This window comes from Niveispirillum lacus, assembly GCF_002251795.1.
GTDB classification, from domain to species: Bacteria; Pseudomonadota; Alphaproteobacteria; order Azospirillales; family Azospirillaceae; genus Niveispirillum; species Niveispirillum lacus.
In genome coordinates this window covers 280,498-297,804 of sequence record NZ_NOXU01000024.1, presented here as the reverse complement: position 1 = coordinate 297,804, position 17,307 = coordinate 280,498, and the positions used below count along the sequence as shown (strand labels likewise).

Genomic DNA, 17,307 nt, shown 5'->3' with positions numbered 1-17,307 from the left:
ACCACGATCTCCGTCGCCTTGCCCGCTTCCTTCAACCGAACGGCCTCTTCAACCGCGATCTCGTCAAACGGGTTCATCGACATCTTCACATTCGCAAGCTCGACACCGCTCTCGTCGGGCTTCACGCGGATCTTGACGTTGTAGTCAACAACACGCTTTACGGCGACTAGGACTTTCATTGGCGATCCCCTCGCATCATAGCCGGCGGTGGATTTTCCCCGCCCGTTTACCCTGGCGTTCAGCCGGTTTACCTGGGCCTAAGATTGGGCAATCAACGCCTGCCGTCCAGCCCCACAATCGGGCTCGGACCTTAGGATTGCTGCATTGCACATGTCAATAGTGTGCGCCCGGTAACGTAGAAACGCAATTTCGTTACCAGTGCGCGGATTTCCCAAGCCCGAATCTTCCCTTTACGTAATGGGAAGATAGCAAGCGTATTGTAGATTTCAAGCGGGTTTTATCGGGGCCTGTGCGGGTTTATCCCCGCGTCAGACCCGGCACCCACAACACATCCGCCGCGCCCTTGTCATTGACCCAGCGGCCAAGAACAAACAGATGATCCGACAGGCGGTTGATATATTTCAGGGCGGGGGCCCCCACCGCCTCGGTCAGGGCCAGTTCTGTCATTTCCCGCTCGGCCCGGCGGGCCACGGTGCGGGCCTGATGCAGATAGGCGGCGGCGGGGCGGCCGCCCGGTAAAATGAAACTGTTCAGCGGTGCCAGTTCCGCATTCATGCGGTCGATCTCCGCTTCCAGCCGATCCACCTGGAGATCAACAATGCGCAGCGGCGGATAGGGTGGATTCTCCATCTCGGGCGTGCAGAGATCGGCACCCAGATCGAAAAGGTCGTTCTGGATGCGGGCCAGCATGGCGTCGGCATCGGCCAGCACCGGGTCATCCTTTTCGGCGCCGGTCTGGAGCCGGGCCAACCCCAGGATGGCATTGGCCTCATCCACGGTGCCATAGGCAGCCACCCGCAACGCATGTTTGGGCACACGGGAGCCATCGCCCAGCGATGTCTGTCCCTTGTCGCCGCCACGGGTATAGATACGGGTCAGGCGGACCATGGCGTTACCTGCTCTGTCTGAGAAAGGGTCAGGAGGCCATGAAGGCCAGGGCGAACAGCACGACAGCCGCCACCTGCAGGCGGATGCGCCACCACATCAGCTTGTTGCCGTATTTGGCGTTGAATTCGCCACCACGCGCCATGGCAAACAGCCCGATCACCAGCACAGCCAGCGTGGCGATCATGGCCAGAACCATGAGGAAGATCATAAAGCCGCTCATGCCACCTCATATAGCGCGGCTTGGCCCCGCCGCCCAGGGGCAATCCGGGACAAATCGCAGCAGGCGGGGACCGCAGAGGCAATCGCCCTCAGACGCCGCTCAGCCGTATCCGCGCCCCAACCGACGAACGGAACAGGGTCAATCCCCGCCTGATTGGTATCATTCCCCGTTTCTGCTATGAGAAGCAACGGCACCGCAGCCAGAAGAGCCATGTCCTTGTCTTCCCCCCGTCAGGCCGGCATCCCCTTCATCATGGTCACCGTCCTGTTGGATGTGCTGACCTTCAGCCTGACGATCCCGGTCATGCCGGCTTTGGTCAGCCAGTTTGCCGCGAGCGAGGCGTCGGCGGCCTGGTGGATGGGTGCCATGATTGCTGCCTTTTCCATCATGCAGTTCCTTTTCGCCCCTGTGCTGGGGGCGCTGTCGGATCGGTTTGGCCGGCGCCCCATCATTCTGGCCTCTATCGCCGGCATGGCCATCGACCAGCTTTTCATGGCCTTGGCACCGGGCCTGATCTGGCTGCTGGTCGGGCGTATGGCGGCGGGATTGACGGCGGCCAATATCACGGCGGCCAATGCCTATATCGCTGATATCAGTGGGCCGCAGGACCGGGCCAGGAATTTCGGCAAAATGGGAGCTGCCTTTGGCATTGGCTTCATCACCGGCCCGGCCCTGGGCGGGCTTCTGGCAGAGGTGGACCTGCGCCTGCCCTTCATGGTCGCCGCCGGACTGGCTGCCTTGAACTTTTTCTACGGCCTGATGGTCCTGCCCGAGTCGCTTCATCCCGCCAACCGCCGCCCGTTCCGCTGGGCACGGGCCAATCCCATCGGGTCGCTGCGCGCACTGGCCCTGCATCCCGCCGTTTTGGGTCTGGCATTGTCGCGGGCCTGTATGGTGCTGGCCATGGGCGTGATGCAGATGGTCTGGGTGCTCTACACTACCAAGCGGTTCGGATGGACTGAACTGGATAACGGCCTGTCACTGGCTGCTGTCGGTCTGACCACAGTGCTGGTGCAGGGTGTGTTGATCGACAGGATTGTGAAGAAACTGGGTGAACCGCGCACGGCGCTGCTGGGCATCGGGCTGGAAGCGACGGCCTATGCCGGCTATGGGGCGGCCGGGTCGTCCACGGCCTTTGCGGCCTTCATTCCTGTTCATGCCATGAGCGGCATGAGTTCGCCGGCCATTCAAAGCATCGTGTCGCGCAGCGTGGGGGCCGATGAACAAGGTTCGGTGCAGGGAGCCTTTGCCAGCATGCAGAGTCTGACATTCATTCTGGCCCCCCTGATCGGGGCCGAGCTATATGAGAATTTCACCGCAGCGGGGGCGACCATCGCCATTCCCGGCATGCCCTTCTATTTCGGGGCCGTCATGCTGGTCCTGTCGGGGCTGGTCGCAGCCTGGGCCATGCGGCGGGTACCGACGCCCAAACAATCTGAACCGGTGACGGAGGCCGCTTGATGGTTAACCCTGCGCTGACGCCCGGCTTCCTGCGTCATGTCCGGTCCTGTAATCGCCACGACCTGTCGGGCTTCCGGCCCTTCGCCATCGCCGGCGTCACGGTGGGACAGGTGCGGATTGGGTTCATGGAGCGGCTGCTGGCCCTGGGCCTGCCCTTCATGCCTGATGCAGGCGGAATCAGCCTGCATCCCGGCCTGACCGATGCGCCGTCACGCACCCGCGCGGTTGCTGCCGCCTTGGACCGTCTGGTGGCGGAGGGCACCATCCCGAAACTGCGGCGGGAAATGTACACGGTCTCCGACGGCTGGGGCCGTCCCGCCCTGATGGAGCTGGACCGTGCTGCCATCCCGTTTTTCGGGGTCACGGCCTATGGGCTGCACGTCAACGGTTTCGTGCGGAAGCCGGATGGCCTTCATCTGTGGGTGGGCAAGCGCGCCCTGGACCGCGGTGTGGCCCCTGGCCAGTATGACAATCTGGTGGCGGGCGGACAGCCGGCCGGGTTGAGCCTGGCCGACAATCTTGTCAAGGAAGCCTGGGAAGAGGCGGGCCTGCCGGCGGCCATGGTGCGGAAGGCCGTGCCTGTGGGAACCATCAGCTATCTGATGGAACAGGATAAGGGCCTGAAACCCGATATCCTGTTCCTGTATGATCTGGAACTGCCCGCCGATTTTGTGCCCCGCAATACCGACGGCGAGGTCGAACGATTTGAGCTTTGGCCGCTGTCCCGCGTGGCGGAAAGCGTGCACGACACCAACGACTGGAAGTTCAATGTCAACCTGACCGTGATCGATTTCCTGATCCGGCATGGCTGGTTGACCCCGGACCATCCGGACTATCTGGATTTGTGCCGGGGGTTGCGGCGTTAGGGGATGACCGCTTCTGGTGGAAGGCTATGTGGCGTCACCGATCCGACTTAACAAAGACCTGGAGCGGTTTCCGGTGACCTGAAACCGCTCCAGGCGTCTTGTTCCGCAGCCGTCGGCGCAGTGGAGAGGGTGGCCACCCGCACCCTCTGCCGGGTCAGGACGCGTCGCGCAGTTCCTTGATGAAACCGTCCAGCCGCTGGTTCATGTCAGTGGACAGACGTTCGGCATCTTCCGCCGTCTCATTGGTCTTGCCGACGGCATCGGCGATGCCGCCCGTCATATCAGCCATCCGCGCCACGACAGACCCCAGCGAGGCGGTGCGCGTTGACACGGTCTGGATCGACCGGCTGATTTCCATCACCGTCGCTTCCTGCTGCTGCACCGCGTCGGAGATTTCGCCGGCACCGCTGTCCAGTGCCGTCACGGCATCGGCCACACTGGCGATCGCCTCCACGGCGGCGCGGGTGGCAGCCTGGATTTCGGCCACCTGGCGGCTGATATCCTCGGTGGCCCTTCCCGTCTGGGTGGCCAGGCTTTTCACCTCCGATGCCACCACGGCAAAGCCTTTGCCGGCCTCGCCGGCCCGCGCCGCCTCAATGGTGGCGTTGAGCGCCAGAAGGTTGGTCTGGCCGGCAATATCGGCAATCAACTGCACCACATTGCCGATGCGCGTGGCGGTTTCCGACAGCTCGGCGACCCGCTCACGCACCCGGACCACTTCTCCGGCTGTGCTGCGCGCCTGGCTGGCGGCACCGCTGGCAGTACGGGACACTTCAGCAATGCTGGCGGCCATTTCTTCCACAGCGGCGGCGACAGTGGCGGCATGGCCGGTGGCTTCCTCCGCTTCGGCGCGGGCTTCCTTGGTCATTGCACCGGTGCTGGCGACGGACCGGTCCAGCAGGTCCGCCTCTTCCTTCAACGTCCGCACCGCCCCGTCCAGGCGACGGGTCATGCTTTCCACATCCACCACAAACCGGTCGGCAAGCGCCTTGCGCAAGGCCAGGCGTTCCAGCCGCTGCGCCTCAACGGCCTTCAACTGCTCGTCCCGCAGACGCTCCGTCTCCTTGGCGGACTGTTCGGCCCTGGCCCTGGCCTGGTCGCTGTAATGGAAGGATTGTTCCAAACTGTGCGACAGCCAGAGCAGAACACCCGTTTCCGCAATGACCACAGCCGCATGCACGATGACCCGCAGCAGACTGCCTTGACCATCCGGGAAGACCAGCGATGGCAGCAGAAAGGACAAGGTCAGATGATGCACGGCTGTGGCACCCGCAGCCACCAGAATGACCCGCCAGTTACAGAACACCGTCAGCATGGCCAGCACGGCGAAATACAGGAAATGGCTGTCGATCTGCCACGGTCCGGCCGAGGCGGCGACCACCACCGATACCTGCCCGATGGACAGGACGGCGATCAGATAATCCATCGCCGGTCGCGCCATGCGGGTGACATAGGCGCCGGTGCCGATACCCGCAATCAGGATCGACAGCACCAGCGGCATGACCCAGCCGATTTCACCCCGGATCAGTGAGACCAGCGTCAGCGGTACGCAGATCCAGAGAAAGGCCATGAACAGGAGCAGGGCTGCGGATCGGATGCGTTCAATGGGTGACATGGGACGAGCCTTTCTTCCCTTGGAAACCGTTCCTCAAGCTCCACAATTGACCAGGGTGCCGGAGATCAGCAGAGCCGGCAGCCGCGCCAAACGGCGCCCACTGTCTGCGTCCGGGACCTGGACCAGCCAGACCTGCGGACCGGTTCCCCCCAGCAGGCGGGCATCGCGCAGTTCCACACCGGTCAGGGTCAGGGCTGTCAATTGTGCATTCCGGTCCATCCAGGGCGGTAGCAGCACCGCCAAGGTGGCGCCCGTCACCGGAACCGCCGACGCCACTACCAAAAGAGGCGCCAGCAGCAGGAGCATCGACACTGAAACAACCGCAAAAGTGTGCCGGGAAAACATATGTATGTAAACCACGATGGGGCCCAACGAAGCAGGGCCCGTTGGCATAGGGTGTCATAAACTGTTGCTGTCAGCGCATCTTTCTATATGACTCTACGCATAGGTCGTATTCGCCATCTGAATATTTTTGTTAGTTATACTTTCAGTCCTCGACTTATGACCTACCCTTAAGCCGAAAGGTATAGAGCGAAGGGTGAGACGGGGCTGGAAACCGGCTTGCCGCCTCCTTGCGCGCCCTGCAAGCCACCCCTGGCGGCAAGCCCCCTTGTCAGCGTCCACGGCTTGCGTCATCTACAGCCGATCATGGGCATCGAAAATCACAGCAGCACTTTCGCGCCGGCGGCCCGTACCGACGGTCGGATCAATCTTGTCGGCCTTTCCCGCGAAGAGCTGGAAAGCACGCTGATCGACGCCGGATTCGAGAAATTCCGCGCGCGTCAGGTCTGGCATTGGATCTATCATCGCGGGGTCACCGACTTCGCGCTGATGTCGACACTGGCCAAACCGGCACGCGAAAAGATGGCCGACCATTTTGTGGTTAACCGGCCGACCCCGGTGAAGGACCTGAAATCCGTCGATGGCACCCGCAAATGGCTGTGCCGCATGCATGACGGACAAGAGGTAGAGGCCGTCCATATCCCCGAGGAAGATCGCGGTACCCTGTGTGTGTCGTCGCAGGTGGGTTGCACCCTCACCTGCCGCTTCTGCCACACAGGCACACAGCGTCTGGTGCGCAACCTGACGGCGGATGAGATTGTAGGACAGGTCATGCTGGCCCGCGACCATCTGGACGAATGGCCCAGCCCGCCGGATGGCCGCATGCTGTCCAACATCGTGATGATGGGCATGGGCGAGCCGCTGTATAATTACGACAATGTCGCCAAGGCCCTGAAGATCATCATGGATGGGGAAGGCATCTCCATCTCCAAGCGGCGTATCACCCTGTCGACCAGCGGTGTCGTGCCCATGATGAAGCGGGCGGGCGAGGAACTGGGCGTCAATCTGGCCGTGTCGCTGCATGCCGTGAATGACGAGCTGCGCGACCGGATCGTACCGATCAACCGCAAATACCCGATCAAGGAATTGATGGATGCGGTGCGCAATTACCCGGGCCTGAACAATGCCCGGCGCTGCACCTGGGAATATGTCATGCTGAAAGGTGTCAATGACAGCATGGCCGACGCGCGCGAACTGGTGCGTCTGATCCGCGGCATTCCCTCCAAGATCAACCTGATCCCGTTCAATCCCTGGCCGGGTTCCCCGTTTGAACGCAGCGATTGGGACCAGATCGAAAAGTTCAGCGATTATGTGAATGAGGCTGGTTATGCCAGCCCCATCCGCCGTCCGCGTGGGGATGACATCCTGGCTGCCTGTGGCCAGTTGAAAAGCGAGAGCCAGCGGCCCAGCGCCACCCAGCGCGCGGCCCAGTTGGAACAGCATAAGATCCTGGCCGCCGAATATGCGGCCCAGATCGCGGCCAAGGAAGCGGCATTGGCCCTGTGATCATGTGGGGGGCCGATACCGGCCCCCCTTTTCGCATCAATACCCGGCCGCGTGGCCGTCCACCCGCATTTCCGTGCCGGCGCGGTACACGCCGTTCACATGGTCGCGGACGATGGCTTCATAGCTGCCATAGTGCAGTCCGGGCTTCACCTCGACCTTGTGGCCGCGCTTCCTCAGCTCTTCGATCACCGCGGGGGCAACCCCCTGTTCGACATAGAGGGTGCCGACACCCTCACCGGCTTCACCGGTCGGCTCCGGTGATCCTTCATGCTGCCAGCGAGCGGCGTCGCCAGCTTCCTGCACATTCATGCCGAAATCGATCATGTTGACCAGGACCTGGGTATGGCCCTGCGGCTGCATGCCCCCGCCCATGACGCCATAGGCGGCAAAGGGCTTGTTATCCTTGGTCACAAAACCCGGGATGATGGTGTGGAAGGGGCGCTTGCCCGGCGCATAGACGTTCGGGTGCTTCGGGTCCAGCGCGAACTGTTCGCCGCGATCCTGGAGCATGAAACCCAGACCGTCAGGCACCAGACCGGACCCCATACCGCGATAGTTGGACTGGATCAGCGCCACCATCAGACCATCCTTGTCGGCGGTGGACAGGAAGATCGTGTCATGGCTTTCCGGCATGATGCCGGTCTCTGGCGCACCAGCCTTCGTCATGTCGATCTGGGCCCGGCGCTTGGTGGCATAGTCTTTGGAGATCAGGGTGCTGATCGGCAGCTTCACAAACTCCTGATCGGCATACCAGCGCGCGCGGTCGGCAAAGGCCAGCTTCTTGGCCTCCACCGAGACATGAATAAAATCCGCGCTGTTATGGCCAATGGCCTTCAGATCATAGCCTTCCAGGATGTTCAGCATCTGGAGTGTGGCCAGTCCCTGGCCATTGGGCGGGATCTGCCAGACATCATAGCCGCGATAATTGGTGGAGATGGGTTCCACCCATTCCGCTTTGAAATCCGCGAAATCCTCGTAGCGCAGGGGGCCGCCGATACGCTTCATATAGGCGTCGATGGTTTTGGCGACCGGTCCTTTGTAAAAGGCGTCCTGTCCGCCCCTGGCCAAAAGGGTCAAGGTGTTGGCGAGGTCAGGATTGCGGAAGATCTGACCGGCCACCGGTGGCTTGCCGTCGATCAGAAAGGTCTTCTTGGCGTTGTCCAGTTCCTCAATGACGCTGCCCATCTGGTCGAAGCGCTTGAAATTGGCCGCCCAACCCTTGGCAATGAAGGGGGACAGGGGGAAACCGTCATTGGCATAGGCGATGGCCGGGGCCAGAACCTTATCCATCGGCAGTTTGCCATATTTCTGGTGCATCTCGAACCACCCGGCCACCGCACCGGGGACGGTGACCGACAGTGATCCGTGTGACGGGATCATCTTGCCCGGCCCCAGACGCTTCACCAACGCCTCCAGGCTCTGCCCCTTCGGTGCGCGGCCCGACGCGTTTAAGCCGACGACCTTGTTCTGCTTGGGGTCCCAGATCAAGGCGAACAGGTCGCCGCCCACGCCACTGCCCGTCGGTTCCATCAGGCCCAGGGCGGCATTGGCGGCGATGGCAGCATCCACGGCACTGCCACCTTGCTGCAAGATCGAGATGGCCACCTGGGTCGCCAGCGGCTGCGACGTGGCCGCCGCGCCGTTCTTCGCAATGATTTCTGACCGGCCTGCGAAATTCGCTCCCACCAGACGGTCGCCACGGCCGGCTTGCGCGCCGTCGACATAATCAGCAGCGACGGCGGTGTCCGTGATGATCGGCATGACACACAGCGCCCCCAGCAGCAGCGCGGCCCATCCGCGCCTTGTCCATTGCTTCATTGTCCGATTGCCTTCCTGTGCCTGGATTGCGGGCCTTCGCCCTGTCGCCTTATGCGCTGGTTTCCCAGCAACCTTGCTTTTACGTCCGCCATACCTCGCCGGCAACCCTTGCCGCCGGCCTATGCCCCGTGCCAGCCTGCGCCAAATGCTTCAGCCGGGAGATGTGATCGTGCGGGTAATGGTCAATGGTGTGCCGCTGTATTTCGATGTGGAAGGGGCGGAACTGGTGCCCGACGGCGGGTCCCTGCGCAAGAAGCCGACCTTGCTGTTGCTGCATGGCGGACCGGGGTTCGACCATGCCAGTTTCAAGCCGGCCTTCAGCGGCCTGTCGGCCGATGCCCAGGTGATCTATCTCGATCATCGGGGTCAGGGGCGCAGCGGCGGCAATGACCCTGCCACCTGGACGCTGGCCCACTGGGCCGATGATGTGAAGGGGTTCTGCGACGCCTTGGGCATCGAGAAACCGTTCGTGCTGGGCAACAGCTTCGGTGGTTTTGTTGCCATGGAATATATGCGCCGCCATCCGGGCCATGCTGCGGGCATCATCCTGTCTTCCACCGCAGCGCGGATGCAGTTGGACCTGATCGTCAAGGCGTTTGCCCGGCGCGGCGGGCCTGCCATCGGTCAGGCAGCGGCTGACTTCTGGTCTGATATCAAGGCCGACAAGGTCCTGCCCTATGCGGCCCAGGTCATGCCCTATTATACGGTCAAGGCACCCATGGACGGGCCGGGTCGTGCGCGGTCGATCATGCGGCCCGAGGTTCTGGAACATTTTTCCGGCCCCGGCGGGGAAATGTGGGGCATGGATTTTCGTGACAGCCTGGGCCGTGCCGCCAGCCCGGTGCTGGTCCTGTGCGGGGATCAGGACCCGATCACGCCCTGGGAATGTTCAGAAGAGATTATCGGCCTGCTGCCCAAGGAAACCAGCCAGTTGCACCGCTTCCCGCATTGTGGGCACGGCACCTTCCGGGACGACCCCGACGGCACCTTTGCCCTGATCCGCCAATTCATGGGGGTGGGCGAGGCGGTGTCGGGTGCGGCCATGCCCATAAACGCGCCGGTGTGAGGGGCGTCACTGCGGGGCGGGCAACGGAGGTCCATTTCCGTTAACCACACTTGAACAACGCTCAAACCCCTCATGTCACGCGCCCGCATCTATTTCCTGTCGCTGTTGGCCGGCCTGGCCCTGACCGGGCCGGGACGGGCGGAAATTACCGGGCCAACGGCGGGGGCGGAGACGGGGACGCTTACCCTGATCCTGGAGAACGACCTATTCTATAATCTGGACCGGCATTACACCAACGGTGTGCAGGCGGTCTGGACCACGGCGCGGGATGAGGTGCCGGACTGGACCCGGCGCTGGGCGCGCTGGGTGCCATTCTTTGCCCAGGATGGGCATGTGCGGGCCGTCTTTTCGCTGGGCCAGAACATGTATACCCCCAGCGATATTGAAACCCGTGACCCGCCCCTCAACGAACGGCCCTATGCCGGCTGGTTGCATGGGTCGGCCGGGCTGATCAATGAGACGAACCGGCGCATGGACCAGCTGCAATTGACACTGGGGATCGTGGGCCCGGCATCGCTGGCCGAACCGGCGCAGAAGATCGTCCACCGCCTGACCGATGCGCCCAAACCCCTGGGCTGGGACACGCAACTGCATAATGAGCCGGGCATCGTCATCACTTATCAGCGCAGTTGGCGCTATGATCTGGTGGAAACCACCGGCTTTGGCATCGACATCATGCCCCATGTCGGTGGGGCGGTGGGCAATGTTGCCACCTATGCCGATGCCGGCTTCATGCTGCGCGCCGGATGGCAGTTGCCTGCCGATTTCGGGCCAGCACGTATCCAGCCCTCCCTGCCCGGCAGCGGCTTCTTTGAACCCGATGCCCGCCATCCCGTGGGCTTCTACTGGTTCCTGGGCTTTTCCGGCCGGGCTGTGGCCCGCAACATCTTTCTGGATGGCAACAGCTTCCGCGACAGCCGGTCGGTGGACCGCAAGGTATGGGTCGCCGATGTGCAGGCCGGTGTGGCGCTGAACATCTATGATGCCCGTGTCACCTATACCCATGTCTTCCGGACCCGTGAATTCAGCGGACAGCCGGAAGGCGATGAATATGGCGCTGTCGCCGTAACCTGGCAGTTTTGACAGCCAGAGGGCAGGCGCCGTTTACGGCGTCTTGCCCGTCTGCAACGACCCGGTCACACTGCCGCCATCGGCGATATTGATGCGACCATACCGGATGGTACCGTCCACCTGGCCGGTTTCCCCGACGGACAGGATGCCGGTGATCTCCAAGGTGCCGGTGGCGCGACCATTGACGCGCATCTGCTCGACCTTGGCCACACCCTCAAAATGGCCGCCCTCGGCGATTTCCAGGATCTTGATCTCGTTCAGGGTGACATCAACCAGCCGACCGGCCACATGTAACGTGTGGCAGTGGGAAATCTTCGCCCCTTCGATGCGGGCTTCGGCGGAGATGGTGGTGATGCCCCCGGTGGAGGGCCCGCTTTCAACCGCCGCTTCGGCAATACCATGCAGGCCGGGACGCTGGAAACTGCGCGGGTCCAGGATATCGTTGGGCATCGGTTGAACAACTCCGCCAGAGGGACCGGGAGACGGTCGGCATTATTGCGACAGACCATGAGGAAACGGGCCGTCATTTCGGTTTCATTCATAAGCTGAAAGGGTTAAATCCGCAACGCTTCTTGCCCATGTCACGTGAGGGATGCATGGGGGTGCGTTGACAGGGGCATCCTTGGGGCCAATAGTCCCCGGTTCCGGCGCCCGGACATTGGGTTTGTGGCGTTTTGGACGATGGCTCCATGGAGTGCAGCCGTGATCCCTGTTGTGATGCCCACCTATTCCCGCATCGACATTGTGTTCGACCGGGGTGAAGGCGCCCATATCTGGGACACGACAGGCCGACGATTCCTGGATTTCACCGCCGGCATCGCGGTGAACGCCTTAGGTCATGCGCACCCCTATCTGGTGGAAAAGCTGACCGAGCAGGCGGGCAAGCTGTGGCACACGTCCAACCTGTTCCGGGTCGCGGGCCAGGAACAATTGGCCAAGCGGCTGTGTGACCTGACTTTTGCGGACACGATGTTCTTCACCAATTCCGGCGTGGAGGCGTTTGAATGCGCGGTCAAGACGGTACGCAAATACCAGCATGATACCGGTCACCCCGAAAAAACCCGCTTCATCGTGGTCGGCGGGGCCTTCCATGGCCGATCCACCACCGCCATTGCCGCCGCCAAGTCGGAAAAGATGGTGGGCGGATTCGGCCCCCTGCTAGACGCGTTCGATCAGGTGCCGTTCGGCAATATGAACGAACTGCGCGCTGCCATCACACCGCAGACGGCCGCCATCGTGGTGGAACCGATCCTGGGCGAGGGTGGCATTGTCGTCGGGAGCGACGACTACCTGAAGGCGCTGCGTGACACGGCGGATGAATTTGGTCTGCTGCTGGTGTTTGACGAGATCCAAACGGGTGTGGGCCGTACCGGCAAGCTGTTTGCCCATGAATGGGCCGGTGTCACCCCGGATGTCATGCCCATCGCCAAGGGTATCGGCGGCGGTTTCCCGGTCGGTGCGTGCCTGGTCAGCGAGAAAGCGGCCAAGGGCATGGTGCCGGGCACCCACGGATCGACCTTTGGCGGCAACCCGCTCGCCATGGCGGTGGCCAATGCCGTTCTGGATGTCATTACTGCGCCGGGCTTTCTGGATCAGGTGACCGCGACGGGTGCCAAGCTGAAGGCTGCGTTGGAAACCTTGGTTGCCACATATCCGACTGTCCTGGCCGATGCGCGCGGCAAGGGTCTGATGCTGGGCCTGAAATGCGTGAAGCCCAATGGTGAGGTGGTCACCCGCCTGCGTGAGAACGGTCTGCTGACCGTTCCGGCGGCGGAAAATGTCATCCGTATCCTGCCGCCGCTGACGATCGGTGACGTGGAGATCGCCGAAGCCGTCTCGATCATCGACAAGACCTGCCAGGAGCTGGCGCAATGACCCTGCCGACATCCCCCCGCCATTTCCTGGATATCCATAACCATTCCATTGACGAGTTGCGCGAGATGCTGTCCCGCGCGGCCTTTATGAAACGTGGACAGGGGGCGGAGCGCCCCCTGCTGGGCAAGACCCTCGCCCTGATCTTTGAAAAACCCAGTACGCGCACCCGTGTGTCGTTCGAGGTGGGCATGCGCCAGCTCGGCGGCGAGGTCATTTGCCTGACCGGCAAGGAAATCCAGCTTGGTCATGGTGAGACCATTGGCGATACGGCGCGTGTCCTGTCGCGCTATGTCGATATCATCATGCTGCGGACCGACCATGAGGCGAAGCTGCAGGAGATGGCGGAGGCGGCGACCGTCCCCGTCATCAATGGCCTCACCGACAGTTCGCATCCAGTCCAGATCATGGCCGACATCCTGACCTATGAAGAACGCAAGGGTCCGATCAAGGATGCCGTCTTCTGCTGGACCGGCGATGCCAACAATGTCTGCGAAAGCTTCATTCACGCGGCCGTGGCGTTTGATTTCGAACTCCGCATCGCCTGCCCGCCGGAATTGTCGCCCTCCTACCAGACAATGGATTGGATCAAGGCCAAAAAGGGCCGCGTCAGCGTGCATCGCAGCGTGGAAGAGGCGGCGGCGGGGGCGGATGCCCTGGTCACCGACACCTGGGTCTCGATGCATAATAAGGATGCCCATCGCCGCCATAATCTGCTGAAACCATATCAGGTAAACGATCGGATCATGGGTCTGGCGAAAAAAGACGCCATATTCATGCATTGTCTGCCCGCCCACCGCGAGGAGGAGGTGACGTCCAGCGTCATCGATGGTCCGCAATCGGCCGTGTGGGATGAGGCAGAGAACCGTATGCACGCCCAGAAGGGCATTTTGACCTGGTGCCTGAACCGATGAATTCCCTCCCCCCCGTGGCGGGCCATCCCCGCCACGATACCAATGACGTGACGGCCGAATTCGATATCTGCCAGCCGTTCCAGCTGGACAGCAGCTCCTTCCGGGGGCGGCTGATCCGGCTGGGCCCGGCTCTGGATGAGATTATCAGCCGGCATAAGTACCCGGACGAACTGGCCCCCCTGCTGGCTGATACCATTCTGCTGGCTGCTACCCTCGCCTCGTCCCTGAAATATGACGGTATCTTCACGCTGCAGACCAAGGGCGACGGCCCGGTCGCCTACACAGTGTCGGACGTGACCTCGGTTGGCGATCTTCGCGGGTATGCGCGGTTTGATGCCGACCGTCTTGCCGAACAACGTCGACACAAGGGGTTCCGTCCCGACCTGGGCGCGCTGCTGGGGGCTGGTTATGTCGCCTTCACCGTCGATCAGGGTGAACATACCGAACGTTATCAGGGGATCGTGGAACTGCGTGGGGCCACGCTGGCCGATGCTGTGCGCCATTATTTCCGACAGTCCGAACAGTTGGCCGCCAGCATCAAAAGCTTTGTGTCCAAGGACGCCGATGGCCGATGGGTGGGAGGCGCCATCATGTTGCAGGCCTTGCCGCCCGAAGATGCTGGCACCTTTGCCGATCATCAACCCGGTGTCCGGGACGAGGATTGGCATCGCGCCGGCGTCCTGCTGGAGACGGTGACCGCGCAGGAGCTGCTGGACCCGGCTCTAACGGTCAACGACCTGATCTACCGCCTGTTCCACGAGGAACGCCCGCGCATCTATGAACGCAAGGAGCTGCGCCCCGGTTGCCGCTGCTCGCGCGAACGGGTGACAGGTGCCCTGCGCAGCATCGACCGGGCTGATCTGGATGACATGCGCATTGATGGGGTCGTTGCGGTGAGCTGCGAGTTCTGCAACGCTACCTATAATTTCACCGATACCGACCTGGACGAGGTTTATGCCGGGTTCTGACCCGGCATAAACCGTCACGGCGCGCATGCGCCGCAAGCCAGGCTGCTGAATGCGGGTATCCGGCTTCGCGTCCTGCCAGGCCCGATTTAACCGTTGCTGACCGCCATTCCATCCGTGTGATGCCGCCTTTCATGTGGTAGGGATACCCGACCGGCCGCCCTTCCTGGGGGTCGGGCCTGGTGCTTCGCGGATGGAACTGGTCAGGCCATGACGATGATGAGCGGCACCCCGGCGATCCTGCCGGAGGTGGGGCGCAGCCCCGATCCCGTAGCCGGCGCACGGCGCCTGCTGGCGCGGTTGCGTGACGTCATGGCGGGCAGCGGGTCGGCGCAAGGTCGGCTCGACAAGATCGTGATGACCATCGCCCACGAAATGACGGCGGACGTTTGCTCCTGCTATGTCATGCGTGCGGGTGAGGTCCTGGAACTGTTCGCCACCATCGGCCTGAACCCGGATGCCGTTCATAAGACCCGCATGCGTGTGGGCGAGGGGCTGATCGGCGATGTCGCGGCCCATTCCCGCCCCATCGCGCTGGCCAATGCGCCCAGCCATCCGAATTTTGCTTATCGTCCGGAAACGGGGGAAGACCCGTTCAACGGCTTCCTGGCCGTGCCCATCCTGCGCGGGGGCCGTGTGCGCGGTGTGCTGGCCATCCAGCACAAGGACCGGCGCGAGTATGATGAACAGGAAGTGGAGACGCTGCAGACCATCGCCATGATCGTGGCAGAACTGGTGGTCGTCGGCGAACTGGTCGATAGCCGCGAATTGTCGGTGGTCAATGATCTGGTCCTGCTGCCCTCGCGCGTTGAAGGCACCAGCTTGAACCGCGGCGTGGGCATGGGCGTGGCGGTCCTGCACCGGCCGCAACTGACCATCCGGCAGATGGTGGCCGATGATCCGGAGACCGAACTGGCCCGCCTGAAAGAGGCTGTGACCAGCATGCATTCGGCCATTGATCAGATGCTGATCGCGGTGGGCGAGTCTGACAGTGAACATGCCGAGATCATGCAGACCTACCGCATGGTCGCCGCCGACCGCGGTTGGCTGAACCGGATCCGTGAGGCGATCCGGTCGGGCCTGACGGCGGAAGCGGCGGTACAGCGCGTGCAGGATGACAATTCCGCCCGCATGGCACAGGTGGCAGACCCCTATATCCGTGACCGGTTACTGGACCTGAACGATATCACCAACCGGTTGTTGCAGCATCTGGCCGGTAAGCCTGTGGCAGCCACGGGTGGCACCCTGCCCGATGAATTTGTGCTGGTGGCCCGCAATCTGGGGCCGGCGGAACTGCTGGATTATGATCGCCGCCGCTTGCGGGCCCTGGTGCTGGAGGAAGGGTCGGCCTACAGCCATGTCGCCATTGTGGCCCGCGCGCTGGATATCCCTGTCGTGGGGCAGGCCGCCGATATTTTGCGCCGGGTTGAACCATTGGATTTCCTGATTGTCGATGGCGACAATGGTCAGGTCTTCGTCCGGCCCGCTGATGATATCCAGGCGGTTTTTGTGGCCAGCCTGGCCGCGCGTCAGCGACGTCAGGCGGAATATGCCCGGCTGCGCGACCTGCCCGCTGTCACCCTGGACGGGCAGCATGTGACCTTGATGTTGAATTGCGGCCTGTTGATCGACTTGCCGCATCTGAAAACAACCGGGGCGGACGGTGTCGGGCTGTACCGCACCGAAATCCCCTTTATGGTCCGCCCTTCCTATCCCGACGTGGCAACCCAGTTCGACAATTACAGCAAGGTGCTGGAGGAAGCCGGCGATAAGCCGGTCAATTTCCGCACCCTGGATGTCGGCGGCGACAAGACCCTGCCCTATTTTCCGGAACTGGGCGAAGAGAACCCGGCGCTGGGCTGGCGTGCGATCCGCATCGGCCTGGATCGCCCGTCGATGCTGCGCAAACAACTCCGCGCCATGCTGATGGCCGGGGCGGGCCGCGAGGTGCGGATCATGTTCCCCATGGTGGCCACCGTGGCGGAATTTATACAGGCCCGCCGCATCCTGGACCTGGAGGTCAAGCGCCTCAAGGAGAGCGGCCATCCGGGGCCGGCCAACCTGAAGGTCGGTGTGATGATGGAGGTGCCGGCCCTGCTGTTTCAGTTGGATGCCCTGCTGCCGCTGGTCGATTTCATGTCGGTCGGCTCGAACGATATGTTGCAGTACCTGTTTGCCAGCGACCGGGGCAACCCGATGCTGAACAACCGCTATGATCTTTTGTCGCCGGCTTTGCTGCGGGTCTTGAAGATGCTGGTGGAACAATGCGGGCAGTCGGGGGTGACCCTGTCGCTGTGCGGGGAAATGGCCAGCAAACCCCTGGATGCCATGGCCCTGCTGGGGGTTGGCATTCGCCACCTCTCCATGTCCGCCCCCGCTTTTTTTGAGGTGAAAAGCATGTTGCGCACCCTGCATGCGGGGGATTTATCGGCCTATATGGACCGGCTGTACCACCTGCCCGTCCGCAGCCTGCGCCCCTATCTGAAGGCCTATGCCGCCGATCATGGGATAGTGCTGGGCTGA

General features: G+C 62.4%; 15 protein-coding genes and 1 pseudogene. 9 read left to right on the top strand and 7 right to left on the bottom strand.

Translation table 11 applies throughout. From position 1 onward, the window contains the following. The 3 genes and pseudogenes from CHU95_RS22850 to CHU95_RS07090 all read right to left on the bottom strand — a co-directional run. A pseudogene (locus tag CHU95_RS22850) lies at positions 1–179 on the bottom strand (electron transfer flavoprotein subunit beta/FixA family protein); the annotation flags it as partial. Between the two features lie 298 nt (positions 180–477). Then, positions 478–1,068: a cob(I)yrinic acid a,c-diamide adenosyltransferase gene (locus tag CHU95_RS07095; protein WP_094455108.1), complete on the bottom strand. Its 591-nt coding sequence runs from the start codon at positions 1,066–1,068 to the stop codon at positions 478–480. 28 nt (positions 1,069–1,096) lie between these two features. Then, on the bottom strand, positions 1,097–1,288 hold the full coding sequence (locus tag CHU95_RS07090) for a twin transmembrane helix small protein (protein WP_054168135.1): 192 nt from the start codon (positions 1,286–1,288) through the stop codon (positions 1,097–1,099). 177 nt (positions 1,289–1,465) lie between these two features. Here CHU95_RS07090 and CHU95_RS07085 point away from each other — a divergent pair, with 177 nt between their 5' ends. Beyond that, the gene (locus CHU95_RS07085) at positions 1,466–2,749 is read left to right on the top strand and encodes a TCR/Tet family MFS transporter (RefSeq protein WP_094455106.1); all 1,284 of its coding nucleotides are present in this window, start codon (positions 1,466–1,468) and stop codon (positions 2,747–2,749) included. Beyond that, positions 2,749–3,615 carry a DUF4743 domain-containing protein gene (locus tag CHU95_RS07080; protein WP_094455104.1) on the top strand — a complete coding sequence of 289 codons (867 nt, stop codon included), beginning with the start codon at positions 2,749–2,751 and terminating at the stop codon, positions 3,613–3,615. The genes CHU95_RS07085 and CHU95_RS07080 overlap by 1 nt, the downstream gene beginning before the upstream one ends. A 154-nt stretch (positions 3,616–3,769) precedes the next feature. On the opposite strand, the gene CHU95_RS07075 is transcribed toward CHU95_RS07080, so the two are convergent. Both CHU95_RS07075 and CHU95_RS07070 read right to left on the bottom strand, forming a co-directional pair. Next, a complete protein-coding gene (locus tag CHU95_RS07075; RefSeq protein WP_094455102.1) occupies positions 3,770–5,230 on the bottom strand; it encodes a methyl-accepting chemotaxis protein in 1,461 nt (486 codons plus the stop codon). Positions 5,231–5,263: 33 nt separating this feature from the next. Continuing rightward, positions 5,264–5,542, bottom strand: a complete 279-nt coding sequence (locus CHU95_RS07070; protein ID WP_133065460.1) for a hypothetical protein — start codon at positions 5,540–5,542, stop codon at positions 5,264–5,266. Positions 5,543–5,878: 336 nt separating this feature from the next. Here CHU95_RS07070 and rlmN point away from each other — a divergent pair, with 336 nt between their 5' ends. After that, positions 5,879–7,078: a dual-specificity RNA methyltransferase RlmN gene (rlmN, locus tag CHU95_RS07065; protein WP_094455098.1), complete on the top strand. Its 1,200-nt coding sequence runs from the start codon at positions 5,879–5,881 to the stop codon at positions 7,076–7,078. A 36-nt stretch (positions 7,079–7,114) separates the two neighbouring features. Here rlmN and ggt read toward each other — a convergent pair whose 3' ends face one another. Further along, positions 7,115–8,896 carry a gamma-glutamyltransferase gene (ggt, locus tag CHU95_RS07060; RefSeq protein ID WP_207762404.1) on the bottom strand — a complete coding sequence of 594 codons (1,782 nt, stop codon included), beginning with the start codon at positions 8,894–8,896 and terminating at the stop codon, positions 7,115–7,117. A 178-nt stretch (positions 8,897–9,074) separates the two neighbouring features. Here ggt and CHU95_RS07055 point away from each other — a divergent pair, with 178 nt between their 5' ends. Both CHU95_RS07055 and CHU95_RS07050 read left to right on the top strand, forming a co-directional pair. Then, positions 9,075–9,962 carry an alpha/beta fold hydrolase gene (locus CHU95_RS07055; RefSeq protein WP_245837929.1) on the top strand — a complete coding sequence of 296 codons (888 nt, stop codon included), beginning with the start codon at positions 9,075–9,077 and terminating at the stop codon, positions 9,960–9,962. 72 nt (positions 9,963–10,034) lie between these two features. Next, positions 10,035–11,045: a lipid A deacylase LpxR family protein gene (locus CHU95_RS07050; protein WP_094455096.1), complete on the top strand. Its 1,011-nt coding sequence runs from the start codon at positions 10,035–10,037 to the stop codon at positions 11,043–11,045. Positions 11,046–11,066: 21 nt separating this feature from the next. On the opposite strand, the gene CHU95_RS07045 is transcribed toward CHU95_RS07050, so the two are convergent. Continuing rightward, positions 11,067–11,483: a bactofilin family protein gene (locus tag CHU95_RS07045; protein WP_094455094.1), complete on the bottom strand. Its 417-nt coding sequence runs from the start codon at positions 11,481–11,483 to the stop codon at positions 11,067–11,069. A 252-nt stretch (positions 11,484–11,735) separates the two neighbouring features. On the opposite strand from CHU95_RS07045, the gene CHU95_RS07040 reads away from it, so the two are divergent. The 4 genes from CHU95_RS07040 (at position 11,736) to ptsP (ending at position 17,307) form a co-directional block, all read left to right on the top strand. Further along, on the top strand, positions 11,736–12,908 hold the full coding sequence (locus CHU95_RS07040; RefSeq protein WP_094455092.1) for an aspartate aminotransferase family protein: 1,173 nt from the start codon (positions 11,736–11,738) through the stop codon (positions 12,906–12,908). Beyond that, positions 12,905–13,819, top strand: a complete 915-nt coding sequence (gene argF / locus CHU95_RS07035; RefSeq protein ID WP_094455090.1) for an ornithine carbamoyltransferase — start codon at positions 12,905–12,907, stop codon at positions 13,817–13,819. The genes CHU95_RS07040 and argF overlap by 4 nt, the downstream gene beginning before the upstream one ends. Further along, positions 13,816–14,787, top strand: a complete 972-nt coding sequence (gene hslO / locus CHU95_RS07030) for an Hsp33 family molecular chaperone HslO (protein ID WP_094455088.1) — start codon at positions 13,816–13,818, stop codon at positions 14,785–14,787. Before argF ends, hslO begins: the two co-directional genes overlap by 4 nt. A 216-nt stretch (positions 14,788–15,003) precedes the next feature. Continuing rightward, a complete protein-coding gene (ptsP, locus tag CHU95_RS07025) occupies positions 15,004–17,307 on the top strand; it encodes a phosphoenolpyruvate--protein phosphotransferase (protein WP_425435953.1) in 2,304 nt (767 codons plus the stop codon).